Source organism: Butyrivibrio sp. MC2013, assembly GCF_000424585.1.
Taxonomy (GTDB): domain Bacteria; phylum Bacillota; class Clostridia; order Lachnospirales; family Lachnospiraceae; genus Butyrivibrio.
This window is the reverse complement of sequence record NZ_AUKE01000022.1, coordinates 16,953-38,854: the sequence shown is the minus strand read 5'-3', so window position 1 is coordinate 38,854 and position 21,902 is coordinate 16,953. Positions and strand designations below refer to the sequence as shown.

13 protein-coding genes and 1 pseudogene are annotated in these 21,902 nt (G+C 46.5%); all 14 read left to right on the top strand.

What is annotated here, in order from left to right; genetic code table 11:
* Positions 1-10 precede the first annotated feature (10 nt).
* The 14 genes and pseudogenes from G636_RS0111675 to G636_RS0111610 all read left to right on the top strand — a co-directional run bounded on the left by G636_RS0111675 (position 11) and on the right by G636_RS0111610 (position 21,830).
* Complete coding sequence (locus tag G636_RS0111675; protein WP_026508200.1) at positions 11-1,516, top strand: DUF6937 domain-containing protein; 1,506 nt, start codon at positions 11-13, stop codon at positions 1,514-1,516.
* Between the two features lie 46 nt (positions 1,517-1,562).
* Positions 1,563-2,093 (top strand): annotated as a pseudogene (locus tag G636_RS21200) (MFS transporter); the annotation flags it as partial.
* 72 nt (positions 2,094-2,165) lie between these two features.
* Positions 2,166-3,389, top strand: a complete 1,224-nt coding sequence (locus G636_RS21095) for an MFS transporter (protein ID WP_081668422.1) — start codon at positions 2,166-2,168, stop codon at positions 3,387-3,389.
* A gap of 40 nt (positions 3,390-3,429) precedes the next feature.
* Positions 3,430-5,844 (top strand): alpha-galactosidase, encoded by a 2,415-nt coding sequence (locus G636_RS0111665; protein ID WP_026508199.1) that lies wholly within the window; start codon positions 3,430-3,432, stop codon positions 5,842-5,844.
* A gap of 179 nt (positions 5,845-6,023) precedes the next feature.
* Complete coding sequence (locus G636_RS0111660) at positions 6,024-7,448, top strand: AAA family ATPase (RefSeq protein ID WP_026508198.1); 1,425 nt, start codon at positions 6,024-6,026, stop codon at positions 7,446-7,448.
* Between the two features lie 96 nt (positions 7,449-7,544).
* Positions 7,545-9,590, top strand: coding sequence for a HelD family protein (locus G636_RS0111655; protein ID WP_026508197.1), 2,046 nt, complete (start codon positions 7,545-7,547; stop codon positions 9,588-9,590).
* 166 nt (positions 9,591-9,756) lie between these two features.
* Entirely contained in the window at positions 9,757-10,728 is a 972-nt protein-coding gene (locus G636_RS0111650; RefSeq protein WP_026508196.1) for a methyl-accepting chemotaxis protein, read from the top strand.
* A gap of 226 nt (positions 10,729-10,954) precedes the next feature.
* Complete coding sequence (locus G636_RS0111645) at positions 10,955-11,701, top strand: prepilin peptidase (protein WP_026508195.1); 747 nt, start codon at positions 10,955-10,957, stop codon at positions 11,699-11,701.
* A gap of 38 nt (positions 11,702-11,739) precedes the next feature.
* A complete protein-coding gene (pilM, locus tag G636_RS0111640; RefSeq protein WP_026508194.1) occupies positions 11,740-14,271 on the top strand; it encodes a pilus assembly protein PilM in 2,532 nt (843 codons plus the stop codon).
* A gap of 14 nt (positions 14,272-14,285) precedes the next feature.
* Complete coding sequence (locus tag G636_RS0111635) at positions 14,286-15,233, top strand: hypothetical protein (protein ID WP_026508193.1); 948 nt, start codon at positions 14,286-14,288, stop codon at positions 15,231-15,233.
* 86 nt (positions 15,234-15,319) lie between these two features.
* Positions 15,320-16,783 (top strand): prepilin-type N-terminal cleavage/methylation domain-containing protein, encoded by a 1,464-nt coding sequence (locus G636_RS0111630; protein WP_026508192.1) that lies wholly within the window; start codon positions 15,320-15,322, stop codon positions 16,781-16,783.
* Between the two features lie 3 nt (positions 16,784-16,786).
* Entirely contained in the window at positions 16,787-19,210 is a 2,424-nt protein-coding gene (locus G636_RS0111620; RefSeq protein ID WP_155832383.1) for a hypothetical protein, read from the top strand.
* An 8-nt stretch (positions 19,211-19,218) separates the two neighbouring features.
* Positions 19,219-19,824 (top strand): pilus assembly FimT family protein, encoded by a 606-nt coding sequence (locus tag G636_RS18370; protein ID WP_035779615.1) that lies wholly within the window; start codon positions 19,219-19,221, stop codon positions 19,822-19,824.
* A gap of 14 nt (positions 19,825-19,838) precedes the next feature.
* Positions 19,839-21,830: a prepilin-type N-terminal cleavage/methylation domain-containing protein gene (locus G636_RS0111610; RefSeq protein WP_026508190.1), complete on the top strand. Its 1,992-nt coding sequence runs from the start codon at positions 19,839-19,841 to the stop codon at positions 21,828-21,830.
* Positions 21,831-21,902: the final 72 nt, after the last annotated feature.

The following is a 21,902-nucleotide window of genomic DNA, read 5'->3' as shown; positions in this document are numbered from 1 at the left end:
GGAGCCTGCTTTGGAAAAATCTAAAGTTATCTTCGGTAACAGAATGTCCCCCGCAGTATATAGAAAGGCTGTCAGATCAAAGAAGATATTTGCCCGTAAATTCGGGGATGACTCTAAGGCAGATTATCCTGTCAGAATTGAAAAGAACAGCTATATAGGCGATAGCCTGGGAGTATACAATATACTGGTGGGGGACCTTGGCACTAATGCCCACTATGATCCCTCGAAGGACCTGCCTTCTGAGTCCTGGGATATTGATAAAGGGATCATAGTAGGCAATATCCGTATGGGCTTTGGCCATTACCGTATTTCTATGGCTATTGCCTCTGCTGCGGGGCATCTGGGATATACTCCATACTGGATGGATCTTAATTCTTATGGGCAGACTACCTGTACCAAGGTCATCAGTGCTCAAAATGACCTTTATTCTCTAGGATCTCGTCTGTCCAAAAATCCTGTTTTTAATAAATTAATATGGGAACCTACCAATTATGAGGGCTTCAGGGCGCTCTCATATAATGCTGCCGATCAGAAAAATGCTGAGCTTATGGCTCCGGTATTTCGAAATATCCCCAAAGATATCCCTCTGGTGGGTACTCATGTCTGGCCTGCTCAGGCTGCCATTCACGCAGGAATGAAATATGTAGTAAATGCCATACCGGACAACTGGCCTATGGCACTGCACTTTGCAGAGGGGGCTGTCCATACTATTCAATGCCGTAATGCCTATCAGGGCTACAGGATCTGCAATGGGATGATGAAGAATAAGGTATGCCATCCCATGACAGAGGGCAGTCTTGTATATACAGGACATTATATTGATCATGAAATTGTGGAAGCTATAGAAGAAGATTGCAAAGCCAGGCTGGACAGACAAAAGGCGGGTGGACCCATGCGCTTTCTTCTCACCATAGGCGGGGCCGGAGCTCAGAAGGAGATATTTGCAGCGATCATAGAATATCTCCTTCCCTATATCAGAGAGCATAAGGCAGCTCTCTATGTCAACGTAGGAGATTACAGGAATGTATGGGATGAACTCCTCCTTGAGATCCCCGGCATGAAAGAGCTTAGCATAGGTCATATGGACGACTGGAATGAGACCGTAAGCTTTGCATCGTCAGCCCTTGATCCGGATCAGGATATCTCTGGTATCCACGGTTTCTGGCACAGGAATATATTCGAAGCTGTATATTGTACCAATCTCCTTATGAGAAGCTGTGATGTACTAGTGACCAAACCCAGCGAGCTTGCCTTTTATCCTGTTCCAAAGCTCTTTATCAGGAGAGTGGGCAAGCATGAAATGTGGGGGGCGATCCATTCCGCAGAGGTGGGAGATGGGAGTCTTGAATGCAGGGATATCCCCCATACACTTCAGATGGTAGAGCAGTTTATGAATAGTCCTGGTCTGCTTGGTGATATGTGCGAAGCTATAAAGATCAACAAGACCATAGGCCTTTATGATGGTGCTTACAAGGTTGTAGAACTTGCTATGGGACTTAAGGACCGTTGTAACTAAAGTGTTTTGGACAGATATTGGCTCAGTTCCAAAGAGGGAGGTCAGGATGGAGCAGGCAAAAAAGAAATTATCTGCAAAAGAAAAATTTGCCTATGGTATAGGCGCAGTTGGCAAGGATATGGTATATATGCTCTCTGCCAGCTATATCCTTTACTATTATCAGGATATCATGGGTGTATCTGCGTGGGTCATGGGAATAATACTTCTTATCGCCCGTGTATTTGACGCCTTCAATGATCCTATCATGGGTGTCCTGGTGGCCAGGACCAGGAGCAGGTGGGGGAAGTTCAGACCCTGGCTCTTTATTGGTACCCTTACCAATGCCGTGGTTCTCTTCCTCATGTTCTCAGCACCTCCCGGACTTGGCTCCAAGGGGCTCATAGCATATGCTGCAGCCTTCTATATACTTTGGGGCGTGACCTATACAATGATGGATATCCCTTACTGGTCCATGGTCCCTGCCTTTACAGACAGCGGCAAGGAGAGGGAGAATATGTCTGCTCTGGGACGTACCTGTGCAGGCGTCGGTTCTGCGATCATTACCATTGTGACTGTCCTTGCGGTGGCCGGTCTTGGTAATCTTGCTCTTGGACAAAGCACCAATACCATAGATCAGCATTTGACTGACCCTGTAGTATATCTTATCGAAATGGATGATACGGGAGCTGCCACCGGCAATGTGGAAGTCATCAGCAGTGCATCTGTCACAGTGACTGCCGACAAAGGGGAGTTTGAAGAGGCTCTTACCTTTAATGGCAGTAATTCTAAATATCAGGTTGAACTTGGGGAAACTCTTTTTGATAGTGAAGACAATGAGGCGCCCCAGCTCCGGTCTATGGACCTGGCTATAGATGCTCCGGATGGTGAATCTGTACTGGCGCTGGGAGTTGGCAGCTCTGAATATGCTTCCCTGGACAAGGATGTCAAGCTTCATGCAGCCTTTTCTTCCAAAAAAGAGGTTGAGAGACTGGGCTTTAAGTGGTTCTCGCTTATCATAGCCATCCTCTTCTTTGTGTTTATTCTTATCACCTGCCTTGTTATCAAGGAAAAATCAACTGTAGATGTTCATACAGCCGGTGTTGGAGATATGTTCAAAGCTCTGATCCAAAATGATCAGGCGATGGCTATGGTATTTACCATAGTACTTGTGAATTCCGCTACCTATATCACCTCCAATCTTCTGATCTATTTCTTTAAATATGATCTTGGGGGATCTAACTGGCAGGGCGATTATACTACCTTTAACACCTTTGTGGGAGCATGCCAGATACTGGCGATGATGGCTTTTTTTCCTTTCCTTAGGCGATTCTTTAACACTATGAAGATATTCTATATCTGTATCTACTCTGCGATTGCAGGATATATCATTCTCCTGGTGATGGCTCTTTTAGGCACTGCCAGTGTCTATCCATTCCTGATCCCGGGCTTCTTTATCATGTCTGCAGTGGGTATGCTCAATGTTATCGTGACGGTATTTCTGGCCAATACCGTTGACTACGGCGAACTGAGAAATAACAGGAGAGATGAATCTGTAATATTCTCCATGCAGACCTTTGTGGTCAAGCTGGCATCAGGTATTGCAGCACTTGTGGCTTCTATATGTCTGTCCATATTTAAGATCAGCGAATCTGCAAACAGCTATGAAGCTGTAAACGGTAGCATGGCAGAAGGCCTCAGGTCTATGGTGGATAAGATCGGTCTTGAGGGCAAGACACTTGTCACAGGCAGCTCTGTTATCGGCCTTCGATTTGTGATGACGGTCCTTCCAGTGATCGTTCTCATTGTGGCACTTATGATCTTCAAAGCCAGGTATATCCTGACAGATGAGAAGATTGAAGAGATTACAGCAGAGTTAAAGAAGAGAAATAATTGAAAAGCATCTGTAAAGAGTGTGAGACTGGAGAAGTGTAAATATGATCAGGGTGATTGATAATAATAGCTTTATATTGGAAACAGCATCTACCTCATATATATTCAGGCTACTGCCCACCGGTCAACTGGAACATCTCTATTACGGTAGAAAGCTTGTGATCCCCAATGGGTCAGAAGCTGCAGCACTTGCTGCCCTTACCGAGAAGCATGCTTTTGCTCCGGGCAATACAAATGTTTATGATGATGAGCACAAAAGCTATTCTCTTGAAGATATGAGGCTGGAGATGTCTTCATATGGCAAAGGGGATATTCGCGAGCCCTTTATCTGCATCAGGCACTGGGATGGAAGCACCAGCAGTGACTTTATCTATGATTCCTATGAGATCATGGATGACACCTTGCATCTTGCTGATATGCCATCTTCCTATGATGAGAGCGGGTGCGCTCAGACCCTATCTATAAGGCTTATAGACCGCTCCTATGACCAGGTGCTCTATCTCAATTATGTGATATATGAAGCTGCTGATGTGATCTGCAGAAATGCAAGGCTTGTTAATGGATCTGCAGAAAGCGTCACATTACTGCGCCTTATGAGCATGATGCTTGATTTTGACAGGTCGGGATATGTATTTACATCTTTTCGCGGAGCCTGGGCCAGAGAGATGCAAAGGGAGGACTGTCTACTTACAGGAGGTAAATATATAGCTTCCAGTTATACAGGGACCAGCTCCAACAGATGTAATCCATTCTTTATGCTGCATCCTCTTGAGACAACGGAAGATACCGGCATTGTATACGGCTTTAACCTGGTCTACAGTGGTAATCATTATGAGTGTGCTGAAAGCAGCTCTTTTGGCAAGACCAGGGTGCTATCCGGCATCAATCCTGAGGGCTTTGCGTATACTCTTGAGCCGGGAGAAAGCTTTGATGCACCGGAAGCTGTGATGACCTTTAGTGATAAGGGTTATAACGGTATGAGCCATAATATGCACCATTTCATAAGGGAGCATATAGTAAGAGGAGAGTGGAAGAAAAAGACAAGGCCTGTTCTCTTAAACAGCTGGGAAGCTGCATATTTTGATATTAATGAGGGTAAACTTCTTAGACTGGCAAGAGCGGCCAGGGAAGTGGGTATAGAGCTTTTTGTAATGGATGATGGCTGGTTTGGTGAGAGAAATGACGACAGTTCATCTCTTGGCGACTGGGACGTTAATAAGGCCAAGCTCCCCGGGGGCCTTAAAAGCCTGGCTGACAAGGTGAATTCCCTGGGACTGGACTTTGGCATATGGGTAGAGCCGGAGATGGTATCCGTTAATAGCCGTCTCTATAAGGCGCATCCTGACTGGTCCGTGGAGATTCCCGGAAGGGCCCACAGCGAGGGACGTAATCAAAGGCTCCTTGACCTGTCCAATCCTGATGTGCAGACATTTGTCATTAACAAGATGAGCGAAGTCTTTTCATCAGCTGCTATTGCTTATGTAAAATGGGATATGAACAGGATCTTTTCGGACTACTATTCTCAGTATCTTCCTGCTGACAGGCAGGGAGAGCTGTCCCACAGATATGTGCTGGGTCTCTACCACTGTATGAAGGTCCTCACAGAGCGTTTTCCTCACATTCTCTTTGAAGGCTGTGCATCCGGCGGCAACAGGTTTGATCTGGGGATCCTATGCTATTTTCCTCAGATATGGGCAAGTGATGATACAGATGCCCTTTGCAGATTGGCTATTCAGTCCGGCTATAGCTATGGCTATCCCATGTCTACTGTATCAGCTCATGTGTCGGATTGCCCTAACCATCAGACTCTGCGCACCACGCCTTTGGAGAGCAGGTTTAATGTGGCAGCCTTTGGGCTCCTTGGCTATGAATGTAATCTCTGTGATATGAGCAGGGAGGATCTGGCGGCTATTAAGGCCCAGATAGAGCTATATAAGGAATGGAGAGAAGTTCTGCAATGGGGCGATTTCTACAGGGGGATCGGCCCTTCTGCCATGCCCCGGATCAGTGTTGCCATGAGCGGTATCAGCCCCGGCAGCTCTGCCGGTGATAATTTCACAGAGTGGACCTGTGTATCACCTGATAAAACCAGGGCAGTGGGAATGGTCATGCAGACGCTTGCTGTACCTAACAGCCCCTTTCACTGCTATCACGTGCGGGGGCTTGATCCTGACAGTATATACCATTTCTATAACAGAGCTCTCAAAGTTGATGTCAGGGAATTTGGGGATCTTGTAAATACTGCCTCGCCCATACACATCAAAAAGGATGGCCTCCTCATGGGAGTCATAGCCAGGTTTGTCAAGATGGACGGGGAAACGGAAGATATCACTGCACCCGGGAGCGTACTGATGGACGGCGGAGTACACCTTAAGCAAGCCTTTGGCGCTACGGGCTTTAATAGTGAAGTGCGCCATTTCCCTGATTTTGGGTCAAGGATTTATTTCCTTACGACATAGAAGTGCATCCCTGCACTTCTGAACATGTCGAAATACTTCCTTGTATCTACGACATAGAAGTGCATAAGATTTATTGAAAAACACATTCTGGCGATTTATAATAAGATTATAGCTTATAAATCGCCAGAATGTGTTTTGGTTTACATGTTTTGGCGGAATATAATTCGAAAGGCTGCGCTATGAAGATAATCGGAAGAAAAAATGAGAAGGATATACTATTACAGTGTCTTAGATCAAAGAGACCTGAATTTGTTGTTGTATACGGCAGACGTCGTATTGGTAAGACTTACCTGATTAGGGAATATTTCAATCAAAAGTTTTCGTTTTATGCCACCGGACTTACCGATGAAAAAACTAAGGGGCAATTGCGTGGCTTTGATGCGAGCCTGAAAAGGTATGGACATGTGAGTGAAACGGCCCCTAAGGACTGGTTTGAGGCTTTCACATGGCTAAGGGAATTACTTGAAAGTGATAAAGTTTATCGTGAGCCAATAAATAATAAAAGAGTTATATTTTTGGATGAGTTGCCCTGGATGGATACTGCTCGTTCTGACTTTAAGAGTGCTTTGGATTATTTTTGGAACAGCTGGGCATCAGCCCAGGAAGATCTGGTGCTGATCGTATGTGGCAGTGCAACCTCCTGGATAACAACTAATCTGCTCACTGCAAAGAAAGGATTTCACAACAGAGTTACCAGACGTATATATTTAGCGCCTTTCTCACTTGCGGAATGTGAGGCGCTTTTTGAGATGAACGACATTGTCATGACCAGAAGTCAGATGATTGAGAGCTATATGGTATTTGGCGGTGTACCGCATTATCTCAATCGCTTTGATCCAAGGCTCTCTTTGGCACAGAATATTAATGAACTGTGTTTCAAGGAGTTCGGAGAGCTTCATGATGAATATAATAATCTATTTTATTCGCTTTTTGAAAAGCCGGAAAAGCACATGGCCATACTTGAGACATTGGCAAAAAAGAGAGAAGGCATGAGCAGAACAGAGCTTGCAGGTGAAAAATCAATTGGAGGAGGTTCAGTTCTTACCAAGGATCTTCGTGAGCTTGAAGAGTGCGGTTTTATTCGAAAGTTTGCAAATTATACGAAAGAAGGAAATGACGCCTTTTACCAACTTATAGATCCATTTACGCTTTTTGCTATAGCTTTTATTAATAATAAGAGATTTGATTCCTGGAATGAGTATATTAATTCTCCGGGGTATAATGCCTGGAGGGGAAACTCTTTTGAGATAGTGTGCATGAATCATATTGCTCAGATAAAGAAAGCTCTTGGTATAAACGGCATAGAGACAAATGAATTTTCCTGGAGAAGCAGAGAAGGAGACAAGGGCGCTCAGATTGATCTGGTAATCTGTCGGAAGGATGGCGTAATAAATATTTGTGAAATGAAGTTCACAAATGAAGAATATATGCTTGATAGAAAGGAGTCTGAAAAAATCCGCTACAGACTGGAAAAGTTTCAGAATGAGACAGGATCGAAAGAAGCAATACACATAACACTTATCTGTGGTAATGGCTGTAAGCAAAATGAGTATTTGGGAATTGTGCAGAATATAATAGTTGGAGATGATCTGTTTGATGCTTGAAATGATGCTATACTGATAAGATGCAGCGACATTTCCGATATATGATTAAGACGCTGGGGTATGGCCAGTGTATAGGGCAAGCATCAAAGGAGTTATATGGATAAAGAAGTACTAAAAAATGAACAAGAGCACTTAAGTCACGTCTACAAAAGGCTCCTTGTCATGAAAGAAGAGCTGGAGAAGCAGATCAGGGATCTTAATGAAAAGGCAGTAGATGACAAAAATGATATAAGGGATAATATCCGCTTTGATTATGCAGATGCAGAGACCACTATGGAGACTCTGGCTGAGATCGAGGTCTGGAACCGTTATATTGATACCTATAATGTGGAGAGCAGTTCCCTTACAGGGCGCTTGTCTACTGTTAATAAGCTATTGGAATCCCCTTATTTTGCCAAGATCAGAGTGCAGTTTGATCCTTTGGAGGAGCCGGAGGATTACTATATAGGCAGAGTTGCAGTATCTGAGAATGGCTATGACCAGATGGTGGTGGACTGGAGAAGCCCTATTGCAGAGGTCTATTACAACCAGGAGAGCGGTCATACCAGCTACAGCGTGGATGACAGGCAGATAGCTGTAGACCTTATATTGCGCAGGCAGTTTGACCTTGATAGGGATGTGCTTAAGGCTTATTTTGACACTCAGGTGGCCATTGAAGATCCGCTTCTTTTGGAGTCGCTCTCTCAGACCAGATCTGACAAGATGCAGGCTATCACTGCCACTATCCAAAAGGAGCAGAACAGTGTGATCCGCTATCCCGATGTATCTGTCCTTTTGGTCAATGGTATTGCGGGCAGCGGCAAGACTTCGGTCCTTTTGCAGAGGATCGCATATCTCTTTTTCCGTAAGAGAAAGAGCCTGCGTCCCGACCAGCTCTGCCTCATGACCTTAAATCCCATATTCAGAGATTATATAGATAATGTCCTTCCGGATCTGGGCGAGACCAATCCTCTGACCATGACCTGGCAGGAATATCTGGAAATGCTGGAAGTACCCTTTGCAGGCGATGGTTATGACTATACAAGTGCAGAGGATCTTATGAAGATCACAAGAAAGCTTCCCTCTCTCGTGCCTGAAGCAGACGATTTCTACGATATCAGGCAAAAGGACAAAAGGGTCCTGTCCAGGAATGAAGTACTCTCTGTTATCAGAAAGTTTGACCGGTTCCCTATGGGAGTGCGCCTGATCCAGACTGCGGCAGATGAGCTGGAGCAGAGAGTTAAGGGCAGGCTCAGGGATATGGAAGACGAACGCGGCGGCTCTGAAGGCATGGCCGGGAGTGAAGAAGCCAGAGAGAACAGGCTGGAAAATGATTACGGCGGAGCTCTTAGTCAGACCAGGGGGTATGGCTTTGTAAATGCTGCTCATATTGCTCAGAGGATCCTGGGCAGAAAGCAGATCAGCGCTGCAGAGCTGCTATATACCAGGATGGAGCTCACAGGCTTGTGCGACAGGAATATGCGCTATGTCATGGTGGATGAAGTCCAGGATTATACCAGGGCGCAGCTGATGATATTTAAGAAGTATTATCCGTCAGCGAAATTTATGCTCCTGGGAGATGAATATCAGGCAATACGCCCCGGTCTTGTTACTTTTGGCGAGATCAGAGAGATGGCGGAAGCTGATGACAAGGAATATGCAGAACTCCCCCTTATGACCAGCTACAGGAGTTCTCCGGAGATCACAGACGCTTTTGCATCGCTCCTTCCAAAGGACAAGCAGCTCCTGGTATCCTCTGTGCAAAGGTCGGGAGACCAGGTCAGCATAGAGACCGCTCCTGATGAAGATAGTTACAAAAAGGCAGTTACAGGCCTCCTTGATAAATATAGCGGCAGCGATGGCCTTACAGCTATCATATGCAGAAACAGGCACAATCTGGAACAATTCATAGCTCTTTTGGGCGATGCAGCGCCTCCCCTTATCACAGGCTATGATACACTGCCTTCAAAGGGCGTGTTCCTGATGGAGCTGTCTCATGCCAAGGGACTGGAATTTGACCACGTGATCCTACCGGATGCAGATCCTGAGAGCTATCCGGGTGATGAACTGGGCAGGCACTGCCTCTATACTGCTATGAGCCGCGCTACCAGGCAACTTTCCATATTGGCAAAGGGATGCCTTACTACTACCTTGGTCCACTGATATTTGGAAACTTATAAGAGGCGTGTAGTTCCCGTAAAATAGGCGTTTTTTTGACTTATCAGCGTTATTTTTACTAAGCTTTTTGCGATGTATACCGATACAATATATGACCCTTTGGGGGAATGAGCTTAATTGTTTCTTTAACGAGTTGTGGTGGAGGTATGATATGTCATTTTTTACTAAAAAAGAGAGCGTTCCTGAAGCAGCTGTTACAGTAAAAGAGAGTAAGAGTTCTGACCTCCAGAAGATTCTCACTCCTGTTGTGGACGCTACAGACAATGCGATACATAAGCAAAAAGAACTCAGTAACCATGAAAATCATCTTGGCAAGGGTGTAGATGATATAGAAAACTACTTTACCCAGGTAACAAGGGTATATGAAGGCATCGTGGGATATGTGTTTGATGTCAAAGACAGATTCAGCGATATAAAGGGTATCACCGACAGGTTCAACGAGATTGTGGATGAGATGGTGACTACCGCCAATGATTCCCGTGAGGGAATGGACAGAGTGGGAGACAGTGCCAATTCTGTAGCAGATACCATCAGTGAGATGCAGCAGAAGTTTGATGCCTTCCAGCAGAGCTTTGATGATATAAGGGAAAAGGTAGTAAAGATCAACGGCATCGCTTCACAGACCAGCCTTTTGGCGCTCAATGCCTCAATTGAAGCAGCCAGAGCAGGTGAAGCAGGCAAGGGCTTTGCAGTTGTTGCTACAGAAGTAAATAAACTCTCTGTGGAGATCAAGGATCTGGTTGCCTCTATCGGAGAGGGTATGAATGAGCTTCAGTCCAGTAATGAATCACTTAAGGAATCTCTTGAGACTACCAAGAGTGCTCTGGAAGAGTCCCATAAGAGTATAAGTGATACTCAGGGAGTTATCGATTCTATCAGAAATACTGCAGATGCTGTGGATAGCCACAGTAAAGAAATGGTACAGGTTTTTGACAAGTGCGACAAGACTCTGGATGAGATGGGACTTAGTATAGAAGAGTCAGCTGTACATTTTGGCAATGTGTCAGAGTCTATCACATCTGCCAAAGAAGAGCTCTCTGAGAGTGTCAGCCTAATCGATGAGATCGGGGATGAGCTTGAACAGATCCAGCCTGCCATAAAGGATACCATCAAAAAGCTGTGACTTATTTGAAAAGGATCAGCCCGGAAGCAGCAATCGGTGCTGCTTCCGGGCTATTATATATTAAATAATCAAGATAACCCACCACCTTTAGGTGGTGGGAATATCTTGATTACGGGTGCGGGGTTATAAGCCCCGTACCCGTAGAACTGCGTCAGCAGTGATTTTATAACGAGCAAAAAGCGAAGCGTTTGCGAGTTTAACTTTAGGATGATCATTTGGGGGTATTATGATAATTTTTTATATCATATTGTTCGCATATGGTGCTGTGATAGGCAGCTTTGTAAATGTGCTCATATACAGGCTTCCTGAACATCAGGATGTGGTCAGGGTCAGATCCCACTGCACAAGCTGCGGCTATCAGCTCAGGTGGTTTGACCTTATCCCTATAGTGTCCTGGGTTATTTACGGAGGTCGTTGCCGCAAGTGCGGTTCACGGATTTCAGTACAATATCCTTTCATTGAAGCGTTAAATGGAGTATTATATATCTTAGCGGGTGTTAAATACTCATTTTCAATCAGATGCCTGCTTGTATGCCTCACAATGTCTGCACTTGTGGCTATTGCAGTTATTGATCTGCGCACATTTATCATACCTCCATCCCTTAATCTTTTTATAGGGATCATGGGAGTGATAGGTATTATCACTGATCCACAGGGAATGATCAAATATTTGGCAGGTCTATTTTCTGTAAGTTTATTGCTTCTTTTGATATACTTAATATCAAGAGGAAGAGCCATAGGTGGCGGAGATATCAAGCTGATGGCAGCCAGCGGATTACTACTGGGCTGGCAGCTCAATATCCTGGCATTTTTCATCGGATGTATCCTTGGCAGCATCATTCATCCTCTTAGGATGAAGTTGACAGGCGCCGGCAAAGTACTGGCTCTTGGGCCTTATCTGGCGGCGGGTATCATCATCTCCCTTCTTTGGGGCGATGAGATGATAGCAGCATACCTGAGGCTATACATATAGCTTTCATATAAATCTACAGATCTGGAGGATCTAAAAGGATGGCAAAAATCCTTAGTATCGAAATCGGCAGTTCCCTTACGGAAATTGTCGAAATGGACTATCGGGTCAGAAGCCCCAAAGTATATAAAAGCCTGATGATCTCTACTCCCGAAGGCGTGCTGGATGAAGGTGTGCTGGTTAATTACAGCGCCTTTGCCCAGGCTCTTGACCGCATGCTCAAGAAGAAGGGCTTTAGCGTCAAAAAGGCTATTTTCACAGTGTCTTCATCAAGGATAGCCTGCAGGGAAGCAGAGATACCTTATGTCAAGGATAATCAGATCAGGGAGCTGGTACTGGCCAATGCAGCGGATTATTTTCCGGTTGATCTGTCCGAGTACAGCGTCAGCTACACTGTCCTGGAGCATGTGACAAAGCCTGACGGGCCGGGAAGCCTTAGGATCAATGCTCTGGCGGCTCCCATAGAGCTACTTGACAGCTATAGGAACTTTGCCCGGGAGGCAGGTCTGGAGCTGGAAGCTGTTGACTATGACGGCAACAGTATATACCAGGCAGTAAAGAAAGAGTGTGCTGTTGGTAATCAGATCATACTCAAGGTAGATGAGAATTCGTCTATAGTGACTGTGCTCAAGGAAGGTGTTCAGAGTCTGACCAGGACCGTGCCTTATGGTCTGGCAGATGCTGCTGATGCAGTCATTGATTCCAGGATATACTCAGACAATACTACCAAATCCCAGGCTATCAGTTATCTCAGAGCCATCAGATGCGTCAATCCCGCATTTGATATGAGCAGGGTGGGTAACGATGGTGACCATGATGACGGTATTCCGGATCCCTTTGCATCGGATCATTTCAATGATTCCTCCTATGTGCCTACAGGTCTTGAAGGCTCTTTTGACAGAGCAGGCAGCATGGGTACCTTTACAGGATCAGATGCTCTGCCTCAGGGAGAGGGATATGAAGAAGCCCCCGGCGATGAGCAGGGCTATGATGGAGATAACGGACCCCGGTCTGATGCTCCCGTAAGTGATGGTGAGGGAGAAGGAGAAGGCAAGGTTCCCCCTGAAGAGAAGAAGTCAGGCTTCATGTCCATATTTGCAATGGGCAAGCTGACTCCTGAAGAAAAGGCCGAGAAGAAGAGATTAAAAGCCGAAAAGAAGCAGGCAAGGCTGGAGAAGATCAGGAGGGAGGAAGAGGAAGAAGACAGACTCGAGGATCAGAGAAGGGCTGAAAAGGCAGCAAAGAAGGCTGAGAAGAAGAGAGCCAGGGAAGCTGCCAAAGCTGCCAAACTGGGACTCCCTCCCGTAGATGATGCTGCAGGTGCTTCGGCTGAAGAATCCCGTGAAGGCTCGGAAAAGCTTGACCTCTCCAGAGCTATGACCTTCAGAGGCGGAGCCGAGGGCGAGGCTATAGGCCCGTTTACTTCTCCTGAAGATACTGATAATGCTGCATCTCAGGGTATGGCTTCTGACGGTCTTGATGGAATGACAACCTTTCATGGTGATGAAAGAGTAGATGCTCCTGTCGGTCAGGGAGCATATGCAGCAAAAGAGAGGGCTGCCGTTGCTTCAAATGCCTCGGCCTATGATGAGAATGCATATGAGGAGCCTGCCAGTGAAGAGATGCAGAGTCTCAGAAGAGAAGTTACCTATTCTTTTGAGAATCTCATAAGCGGTCTCTCCACTGTACTGGACCTTTACTATTCCAGAAATAGCGGGCAGAGACTTGACAGGATCGTGGTCACAGGTCTTGGAGGCAGCGTGAGAGGTCTTACAGATCTCATCTCCAACACTCTGGAAGTACCTGTGGAAGTCCTGGGAAGTCTGGAAGGCATTCAGATCGGCAAGGCATTTAAGAATGATTCCTTTAGTGAATATATTGGATGTCTTGGCGCCGGACTAAAGCCTGTTGATTTCCTATCTGAGACCAAGTCCTCAGGTGCCGGAGCAGATCTTGAGAAGATCAGTAAATATGTGCTCATAGGAAGCCTTGGAGTGTCTGCTGCATTGATGGTAGGTGCTGTTGTTCCTTATTTTGCAGCCAAGATGACCAATGACTCACTGAGAAAGCAGGTCATGATCAATGCTGAATCAGTATCCATATATCAGGAATACACTCTGTCCCGTCAGCTTAATGAGTACCTTGAAAAGGCATACTCACTTGCAGAGGTTCCCAATGATAACCTGGTGAACTTCATAGGAGATCTGGAAGAGAGACTTCCTGCAGGTTCTGTTGTGAGCTCCATTTCCTCTGATGCCTCGACGGTATCGATCAGTTTGATGGTAACAGGCAAGGATGAAGCTGCAGAAGCCATCCGTCAGATCAGAAAGTTTGAGACCTTGTCGGATCTTACGGTTGAGTCCATATCAGATACCTATGCTCCCGATGCTTCTCATCTTGTCAGCATGACTCTTGTAGGAACCTATAAGACTTCCGAAGAGCTGGCTATGGAGTCAGAGAGCGCGGGCGAATATGATGAAGATGTGATGAATGACAATGAATTTACAGATGATGACAGCACAGGCGAAGACGGCCAAAGAGAAGTTCTTACAGACGAGGCCGATGGTGAATAAGAAGGGAGAGAGCGGTGAATCTTAAAGAGCAATTAAAGATTACAGACAGGCAAAAACACCTTCTTATCATTGTTTTGTCCTTGCTTGTAGTCCTTCTGGTGTATTTATACGGATATAAAAAGATAGGTGATAAGACCAGGGTCATTGAAGCTCAGAACGTGGTTCTGGGACAGCAGAATCAGCTGCTTTTGCAGCTATCCAACAGCGCTGATGATTATACCAATAAGCGCCTGGACTATAATGAGGCTACAGCTGAGCTGGTAGAGAGATATCCCGCCTTCCTTCAGGAAGAGGATATGATCGTCTATGTCAAAGAGCTGGAGGAGATCATCCCTGATACATATATCAGCTATGCTTCTACTCCCGAGACTCTGGCGGTCCCTGTAGAGGTACCTGCCAGGGAGGACCTGTTGGTATCTTCTCAGGATATCACAGGTGCCATCACAGCCAATCAGTATGTAAATGATGGCAGCTATCTGGATGTGAATGGTATGACCCTCTATCAGGGTGAGTCTACCGTATCACTGCTGACCAGCTATGACGGTCTCAAGGGAGTGCTGACTTCTATTGCGGAGAGTGCAGGACCCAAGGCTGTTAAGAGCATATCCATTGCCTATGATGAGGGCTATGGCATGCTGGCGGTGTCCATGGTGCTGGATCATTACTATATGGACGGATTGGGTAAAGAATATACTGAGCCCGATACCAATGTTGATTCCACAGGTGTTAACACTATCTTTGGTGATCAGGAGAGCCTCAGATCCATAGAGAAGCCTACAGGCGCTGGTAAGAGACCTGTTCTTGGCGAGGATTATGATGAAGGCTCCGATGATGAGAACACTCCGGATCAGGATACACAGGACGAAGGTACAGGCGAAGAGGATACAGATGAGGATAGCCGTGAAGAATCAGGCGGTTCCCTTACAGACTCCGGCAGGATCGATACCGGAGGCCATGGCTGAGCCTGATCTCTATTACGAAGTTTAACGCCGCAGCAGAGCACGTTTATATGCTGCGGCGAATTGTTTAAAAAGGACAGAGGCTTTATATGATCTTTAACAGGACATTTACCAGGTCCATAACCCATAAAAGAAAGTCCCCTTCCCAAGGAAAGGCTGATCCCAATGCAGGCTTTTCCCTGCTGGAGGTACTGGTGGCCATGCTGGTACTGGCTATGGTGGCTATACCTCTCATGAGAGGCTTTGTGCTCACAGCCAGGCTCAATGCCAGGACCAGGCAGACAGAGAGGGCAAATGCCATTGCCCAGAATCTCATGGAATCCATTAAGCCCTATACTGTGGAAGAGGTGAGCAGACGTTTTAACTCATCCATTTCTTCCGACTTTATCATGAGGAATCAGATACTTAATGCGGACAAGCCCTCTTTTGAGACAGGAGAAGCCAATGACAGTCTGGGAGTGAGCCTCTATGACTTTGTCAGGGACGGCGCAGTATACGAAGGGGGAGCAGTGGGAAGTGACCGCTTTCTTCGAAGAGAAGTATTTGGAGACGAAGGCCCTTCTACAGTGGACGGACAGTTTGTGGGAAGGGATGATGACAGATACACCTTTGCCATACAGAACATATACCATGACGGCCAGTATTATGATGCCCTCTTAGAGCTTGATACGGGAGGCCTGTACAGGGAATCCGCATCCACTGCCGCAGGTATAGCCTATAACTCAGATGAATACAGCGCAGTAGCAGCTTTTTCTGCTCAAAAGGATTGTATGCTGCTGCAGGAATATACAGATGACCAGAAGCAGTTCCATAAGCTGCGCATCGCTTCCGGAGACAGCACTTTGTCAGACGAAGAGATAGGCCGCGTAGCCACAAGGACTATTGAAGTTACCATAAACCGCGGCGACAGCTCTGCCAGCGTGGATATGAATATCAGCTACAGCTATGGCGACAAAGTTGTGACTGTCCCCTATGCCTTTGGTCCTTACGCATATGAGCTTGCAGAGGATGGCAGTGTGCTAGAAACTCTGCCCAGGAATATCTTTATCTGTTATAAGCCGGATTACTATTCTACTCAGTCAAATAAGCTGGATAAGATCATCATCAATAATGAAGGCCTCCTGCCTGTGAATGTGTGTATAGTCAAGCAGAAATACGGCGAGAGCTCCACACTTGCCTCTGATGAAACAGCCTATCATATGGACGTAGAAGTCAATGAGGGCACCAATTCCGGCTCAAGTGTTACCAGGATCCTGACCAATCTTGGCAAGAACCTGGCTTTTAACCCCGACACTGCTCCCAGTCTTCCTACACAGGTTTATTATCATTACAGATCTTCGGTGGCTGATGTATCAGGCTATCCCGGGGCCGAGCTTTTGGAGAATGTCCTGACTATCAAGGGACTTGATAATGCTTCTTCCATGGACCGTATTTATGATACGACCATAAGAATATACAACAAAGGTTGGTATGCCGATACGTTTAATAGCGGCAATGCCCTTTATTCAGGCTATGAGGACGATGCGCTCCTGAGCCTGACAGGAGTGGATTAAAGGATGATAAGATTACTCACAAGGCTGTCCTTAGGGCAGTGGTATAAGAAGATGTTAAAAAAAGCGGCAAAGGATGACAGGGGAATCTCCATGGTAATGGTGGTTGTTATCCTTGCTTTTGTTGCCCTTTTGCTGTCAATGATCACATATATGTCCCTCTACAGCTATCAGATGAGGACCATGGATTTCTCGGCTCAAAATACCTTCTATTCAGCTGAGATGGCTCTGAATGAGATCAAGGCGGGACTTGAAAAAGAAGTATCCACAGCCGTCAACAAGGGCTACTTTGATGTTATGGAGAATTATGCTGAGTATAGCGAAGCCCAGAGAGCTTCAAGGTTCCAGTATGACTTTTTCCATCATCTGACTAATTGCGGTATCCGGGGCGCATCTGACAAGACCTATGATCCGGATGTGCTCATGACTTACCTGACCCAGGCGCCTCCTGTAGTTACTGTCAGCTCCTCTCATCCTGTCATGGAGACCTATCTGGACAGGATAGTCTTAGAGGATGTGACTGTGACCTACACAGATCCTGATAATTCCAATGTGTCCATTATATCTACAGATATCAATCTCCTTATGCCTAATCTGGACTTTAACAGACAGCTGTCTCTTCCCGAGATCGTGGATTATGCTCTGATTTCCAGCGGAAGCGTCAATGTAGCCATGGAAGGCAGCGTAGTATCAAATGCCAATGTATATGCAGGACTGTCAGAGGGTGAGACTTCCAGCTTTATCGTAGGAAGACCTGTAGCCGGCGGCAGTTCTTCAAGAGGCGGTATAGAATTTAGAAATTGTGAATATGTAGTGAGCAGAGGCGATGTCGAAGTGGCCGGCTCCGGTTCCTATTTTGAAGCAGGAGAGGGCACAGGCCTTTGGGCAGGTGGTATAGATGTCACATCTTCTGCACCTTCCGCAGGCCCTCACAGCAGGAATCTGAACCTGTCCGGCTCTTCTTATATAAAGGATGATCTGACTGTCAGCGGTACCAAGAGCGTAGTCAAGCTCGCAGGCTCCTATTACGGTTATGGCAAAGGGAGCGGTAGCAAGGCAGAAGGCAGCAGTGCCATCCTCCTCAACGGATACAAGACCAGCCTTGATATGGAGAATCTAAGTCAGTTGGTGCTGGCAGGCAATGCCTTTATAGGTATGAGCGGCGATGGAGATAGTTCTTTTGATGTATACGAGAGTGGTGTTAATACTGACTCTACTGACAATGCCCTGACTGCAGAGCAGGGCAAGGATATCAGGATGGGTGAGTCCCTGGCTTCCAAGGCAGGACAGATAGCATATCTGGTACCTCCGGAATGCATTGGCTGGACGGTGAAGGACGGCCAGGCTGATAAATGTGTCCTGGGCAAGAATCCTGTATCCTCATCGGAATACAGGGATTTCATAGAGAGCTTTGCAGAGGGGGGACTTGCAACTGCAGATAATATCATGGAAGTGGACCTTAGCTCCATTACTGATAATATGAGCAGCAGCTACAAGTTTGATGAAGAGCATCCCTACAGAGTGGTGATCCCCCAGGGCTCTGACTGGAGATATTATTATCTGAACTTTGCCAATGAGCAGAGCGCCGGCAACTTCTTCAGGGACTACTACAATGCCAATCATGAATTTATAGATCGCTATATCAGTAGCTACATAGGGGAGTTTAAATTCAATGATTCCCTTACAGGCATCAGCGGCAGCAACGGTGGCCTTAGACTAAATCTTGCAGGTAATATCTTTTACCCTTCGGACTCCGGTCTGGAAGGAAGCCCCAACTATATCATGATATCTCCTGAGGACAATGAAGATACAGAAAGAGAAGAGCTCAGGGTAGAGTATGAGATGTATTCCCGTTCTTTTGATTCGCTGAGCAGGATCCTGTCCGCAGACTATTCTGCCATGTCTGTAGAGCAGAGCCAGAAGGATGTTTTTGATAATCTGGTATCAAAGGACAATATGAATGCCATCCTTAACGGGACATCCTCTGTGATATTCAAGGATGCTTACGGTCGCAGCAGAGTATATGTGTCCAAGAGGACAGACAGCTCTGATACCTTAAAGCTCAGTGAGATCACAGGTGTAGGGGGTGACAAGCTTGATCCTTCATCAGGGATCTTGGTGATCACCAGCCAGGATGTGGAGATAGATGTGGGCTTTACAGGTACCATATTGACCTCCGGTTCCACCAGGATCACCAACGGAGCAGATATCTTTGCAGATTCCGAGAAGATCAGTGAGTGTCTGAACCTGACCAGGGAGATGGATGCAGTGATAGGCGGCGAGACTGTACATGAAGTCAGTGTTGCCAATATCTTTAATGAAGGTGCTGATTTTGCAGCAATACAGACAGGAAGAGATCCCGGAGAGAGCGTTGATGCCACTGTGCCTGCAGACTCTCTTGTCACCTTTAGCAACTGGACCAAGAAGTGATTTGATTTATGAGCAGACTTAAAAAAACTAAAAAATATCCCTCATGGGATAATAAGGGTTACACTCTGATCGAGCTTATAGTGATACTGGCCATCATAGGCATACTCACTACAGGCGTGGTTGGCATATTCAATATCCTGGCTGGAAGGCAGGCCAGGGAGATTGCAGAGGACCTGCTATCATCCCTGGGCAAGGTCAGAGTGATCACCATGTCCCAGTCTACGGGAGCAGCAGATACAGCTGCAGAGGCTGATGTATACCTGGAAGTGGAGCTTACAGGCGGCTTTTGCAATATCAGCCAGGTTAGGAAAAAGGATGATGGCACCATTTATGTTGTAGACAGCATCAGGATAAAGTCAGATGGCCTGACCTCCTTTATGACCTTTTCCGATACCGGTATCACAGCTCTTGTGGGAGATGGTGTGACAGGTGCAGAGCATATGGGCTCTGACGGCTATACCCTGATCCTGGCTTATGACAGGTCCACAGGGGGCTTTATCCCTCAGGATGACGCTGAGCATTATATCAAGAAGATACGTATCGCCCAGGGCAACAGGGCTTATGAACTGATACTGACCCCTGCAACAGGCAAGGTAGAGCTTAAGGGTGCTTAATAAACAGGAATTCTATGAAGAGATCAGATAATACAGGATACAAACTGCATACAGATGATAAGGGCTTTTCCCTGGTGGAGCTCATAATAGCCATAGCACTGCTTGCTATAGTAGGTAGTGCCATTATGGGGCTTATGGTCACCAGTACCACTCAGTACAGGCGGCAAAATGCCCAGGTACAGCTTCAGACCTCTGCCCAGCTTCTCAAGAACCAGATCGAGAACCGTGTTGTTAATGCTGATATGCTGGTATATTTCACCAATGACAAGGACTCTGAGGAAGAGAATACTGACATATCCGAAGACAGATACAAATGGATTTTAAACAGCACAGGAGGCGATGCCCTGCTGGTGACTACAGGGAGCGAATTGTCCAAGGCAGAAGATGGGAGTGACCTTATCAGCTATAAGGAAGGCTATGTCATCTGGTTTGGCGGAGATGTTGATAAGCTTTATTACAATGAGTGTCCTGTGACCCTTAGCGAAGGAATCCGCGGCAGCAAATTTGATTTTGCTCCCGGAGTGGACGGTGACAGCTTCGTAGCAGATGTAGAGCATAGCTGGGCTCTTATAGCAGAGGATGTTACAGCCTTCTACTGTGACGTTGATCAGGACAATCCTGTGATCAATGTCTCTGTAAATATGGAGAATGACACAGCTGATTTTGCAACAGGCTTTTCCGTGGCCAAGAGAAATACTGCAGCAGCCTTCTCAGATGAGGCAGGAGGCTTCCTGAACACTGATCAGCCGGGCACAGGTCAGGCCCGTGCTACGGGAGTGACCGTAGAACCTGCATCTGTGACTATGGCGCCTGGCCAGAATCAGGAATTTGCGGCTATCGTATCAGGTATAGGCTATCCCGATCAGAGCGTTGTATGGACTCTTGAGGGTACTCCTACGGATCCTGCTACAGTTATAGATCCAGCTTCGGGTGTGATGATAGTAGGCGCAGGCGAGACAGCTGAGAATCTCACTGTAGTAGCCACTACAACTTCAGATGAAGTAGGCGGCCTTGTAGGCAGAGGATATGTATCCATAGCCCAGTACACAGGTTATGAGATCAGATCCTCCAATGTCAACGGAAACAGTCCTGATAACAAGATATTACCGGGAACAGTACTTAATCTTACTGCTTCCCTTATTGGCTCTAATATGACAGGCTCCACAGATCCTGACAGCTGGAGCGCTGATTATACCACGCCTTCCGGAAGCCCCGGAGGGAGCGTTAATATAAGCGGCAGCGGTGCCACGGCATCTCTTAAGGTGCCCAGCCTGGATTCCGGATCTGTGGTCAGAGTACGGGCATCTGCCAGTCTATCCGGCAAGGAGATCTTTGGCGAATACAGATTTACTGTGGGTAGTGATGAGGAAGTATCTGTTGCACTTACTCCTTCGGAAGCAATACTTAACAGAGGCGGAGCACTGGTATTTAGCCCTACAGTAGAGGGACTAAGCGGCGGCAGCGAGTATACGCTCACCTATTCCATAGCTGATTATGGGACTCTGGGCAAGGATATGCTCACCCTTAGTCAGGACGGCACTATCAGAGCATCCAGCGCCATATCCTATAACAACAGCTACACAGTATCTGTTGAAGCTGTAGCCAAGGTCACATCCCAGGGCGAGACCATAGCTCTGGTCAGGGGAAGCGCCAGCGTGACTATCCCTAAGGTGACTATAGTACCTCAGAGCTCCTCAGTAACATTTACATCTACGTCTGCGGCAGCTTCTGAGCTGGTTAAGAAAGAACCGGGACGCTACATAGGCACAGTTGCCGTCAGCAGCGTATCCGTTCCCTATACACTTACCGGTATAGATTCCGGTAATGTGAGGGTAGTATCCATATCACCTTCCACATCCCAGATCTCTGCGGATGTCAGCGGAGGAGAGATTGTCATCAGAGCATCGGCTCCCTTTATCAAGAACTCTGTATGGACAGTCAATATCAATGTGGACAATATCCCTGCTACTACGACTACTATCACGGTTCAGATGAGTGATGAATGATCTTGTTTGTGACTATACTTGATGAAGATTTACTATCATTAAATGTATATAAAACAATTGGTCTGAATGATA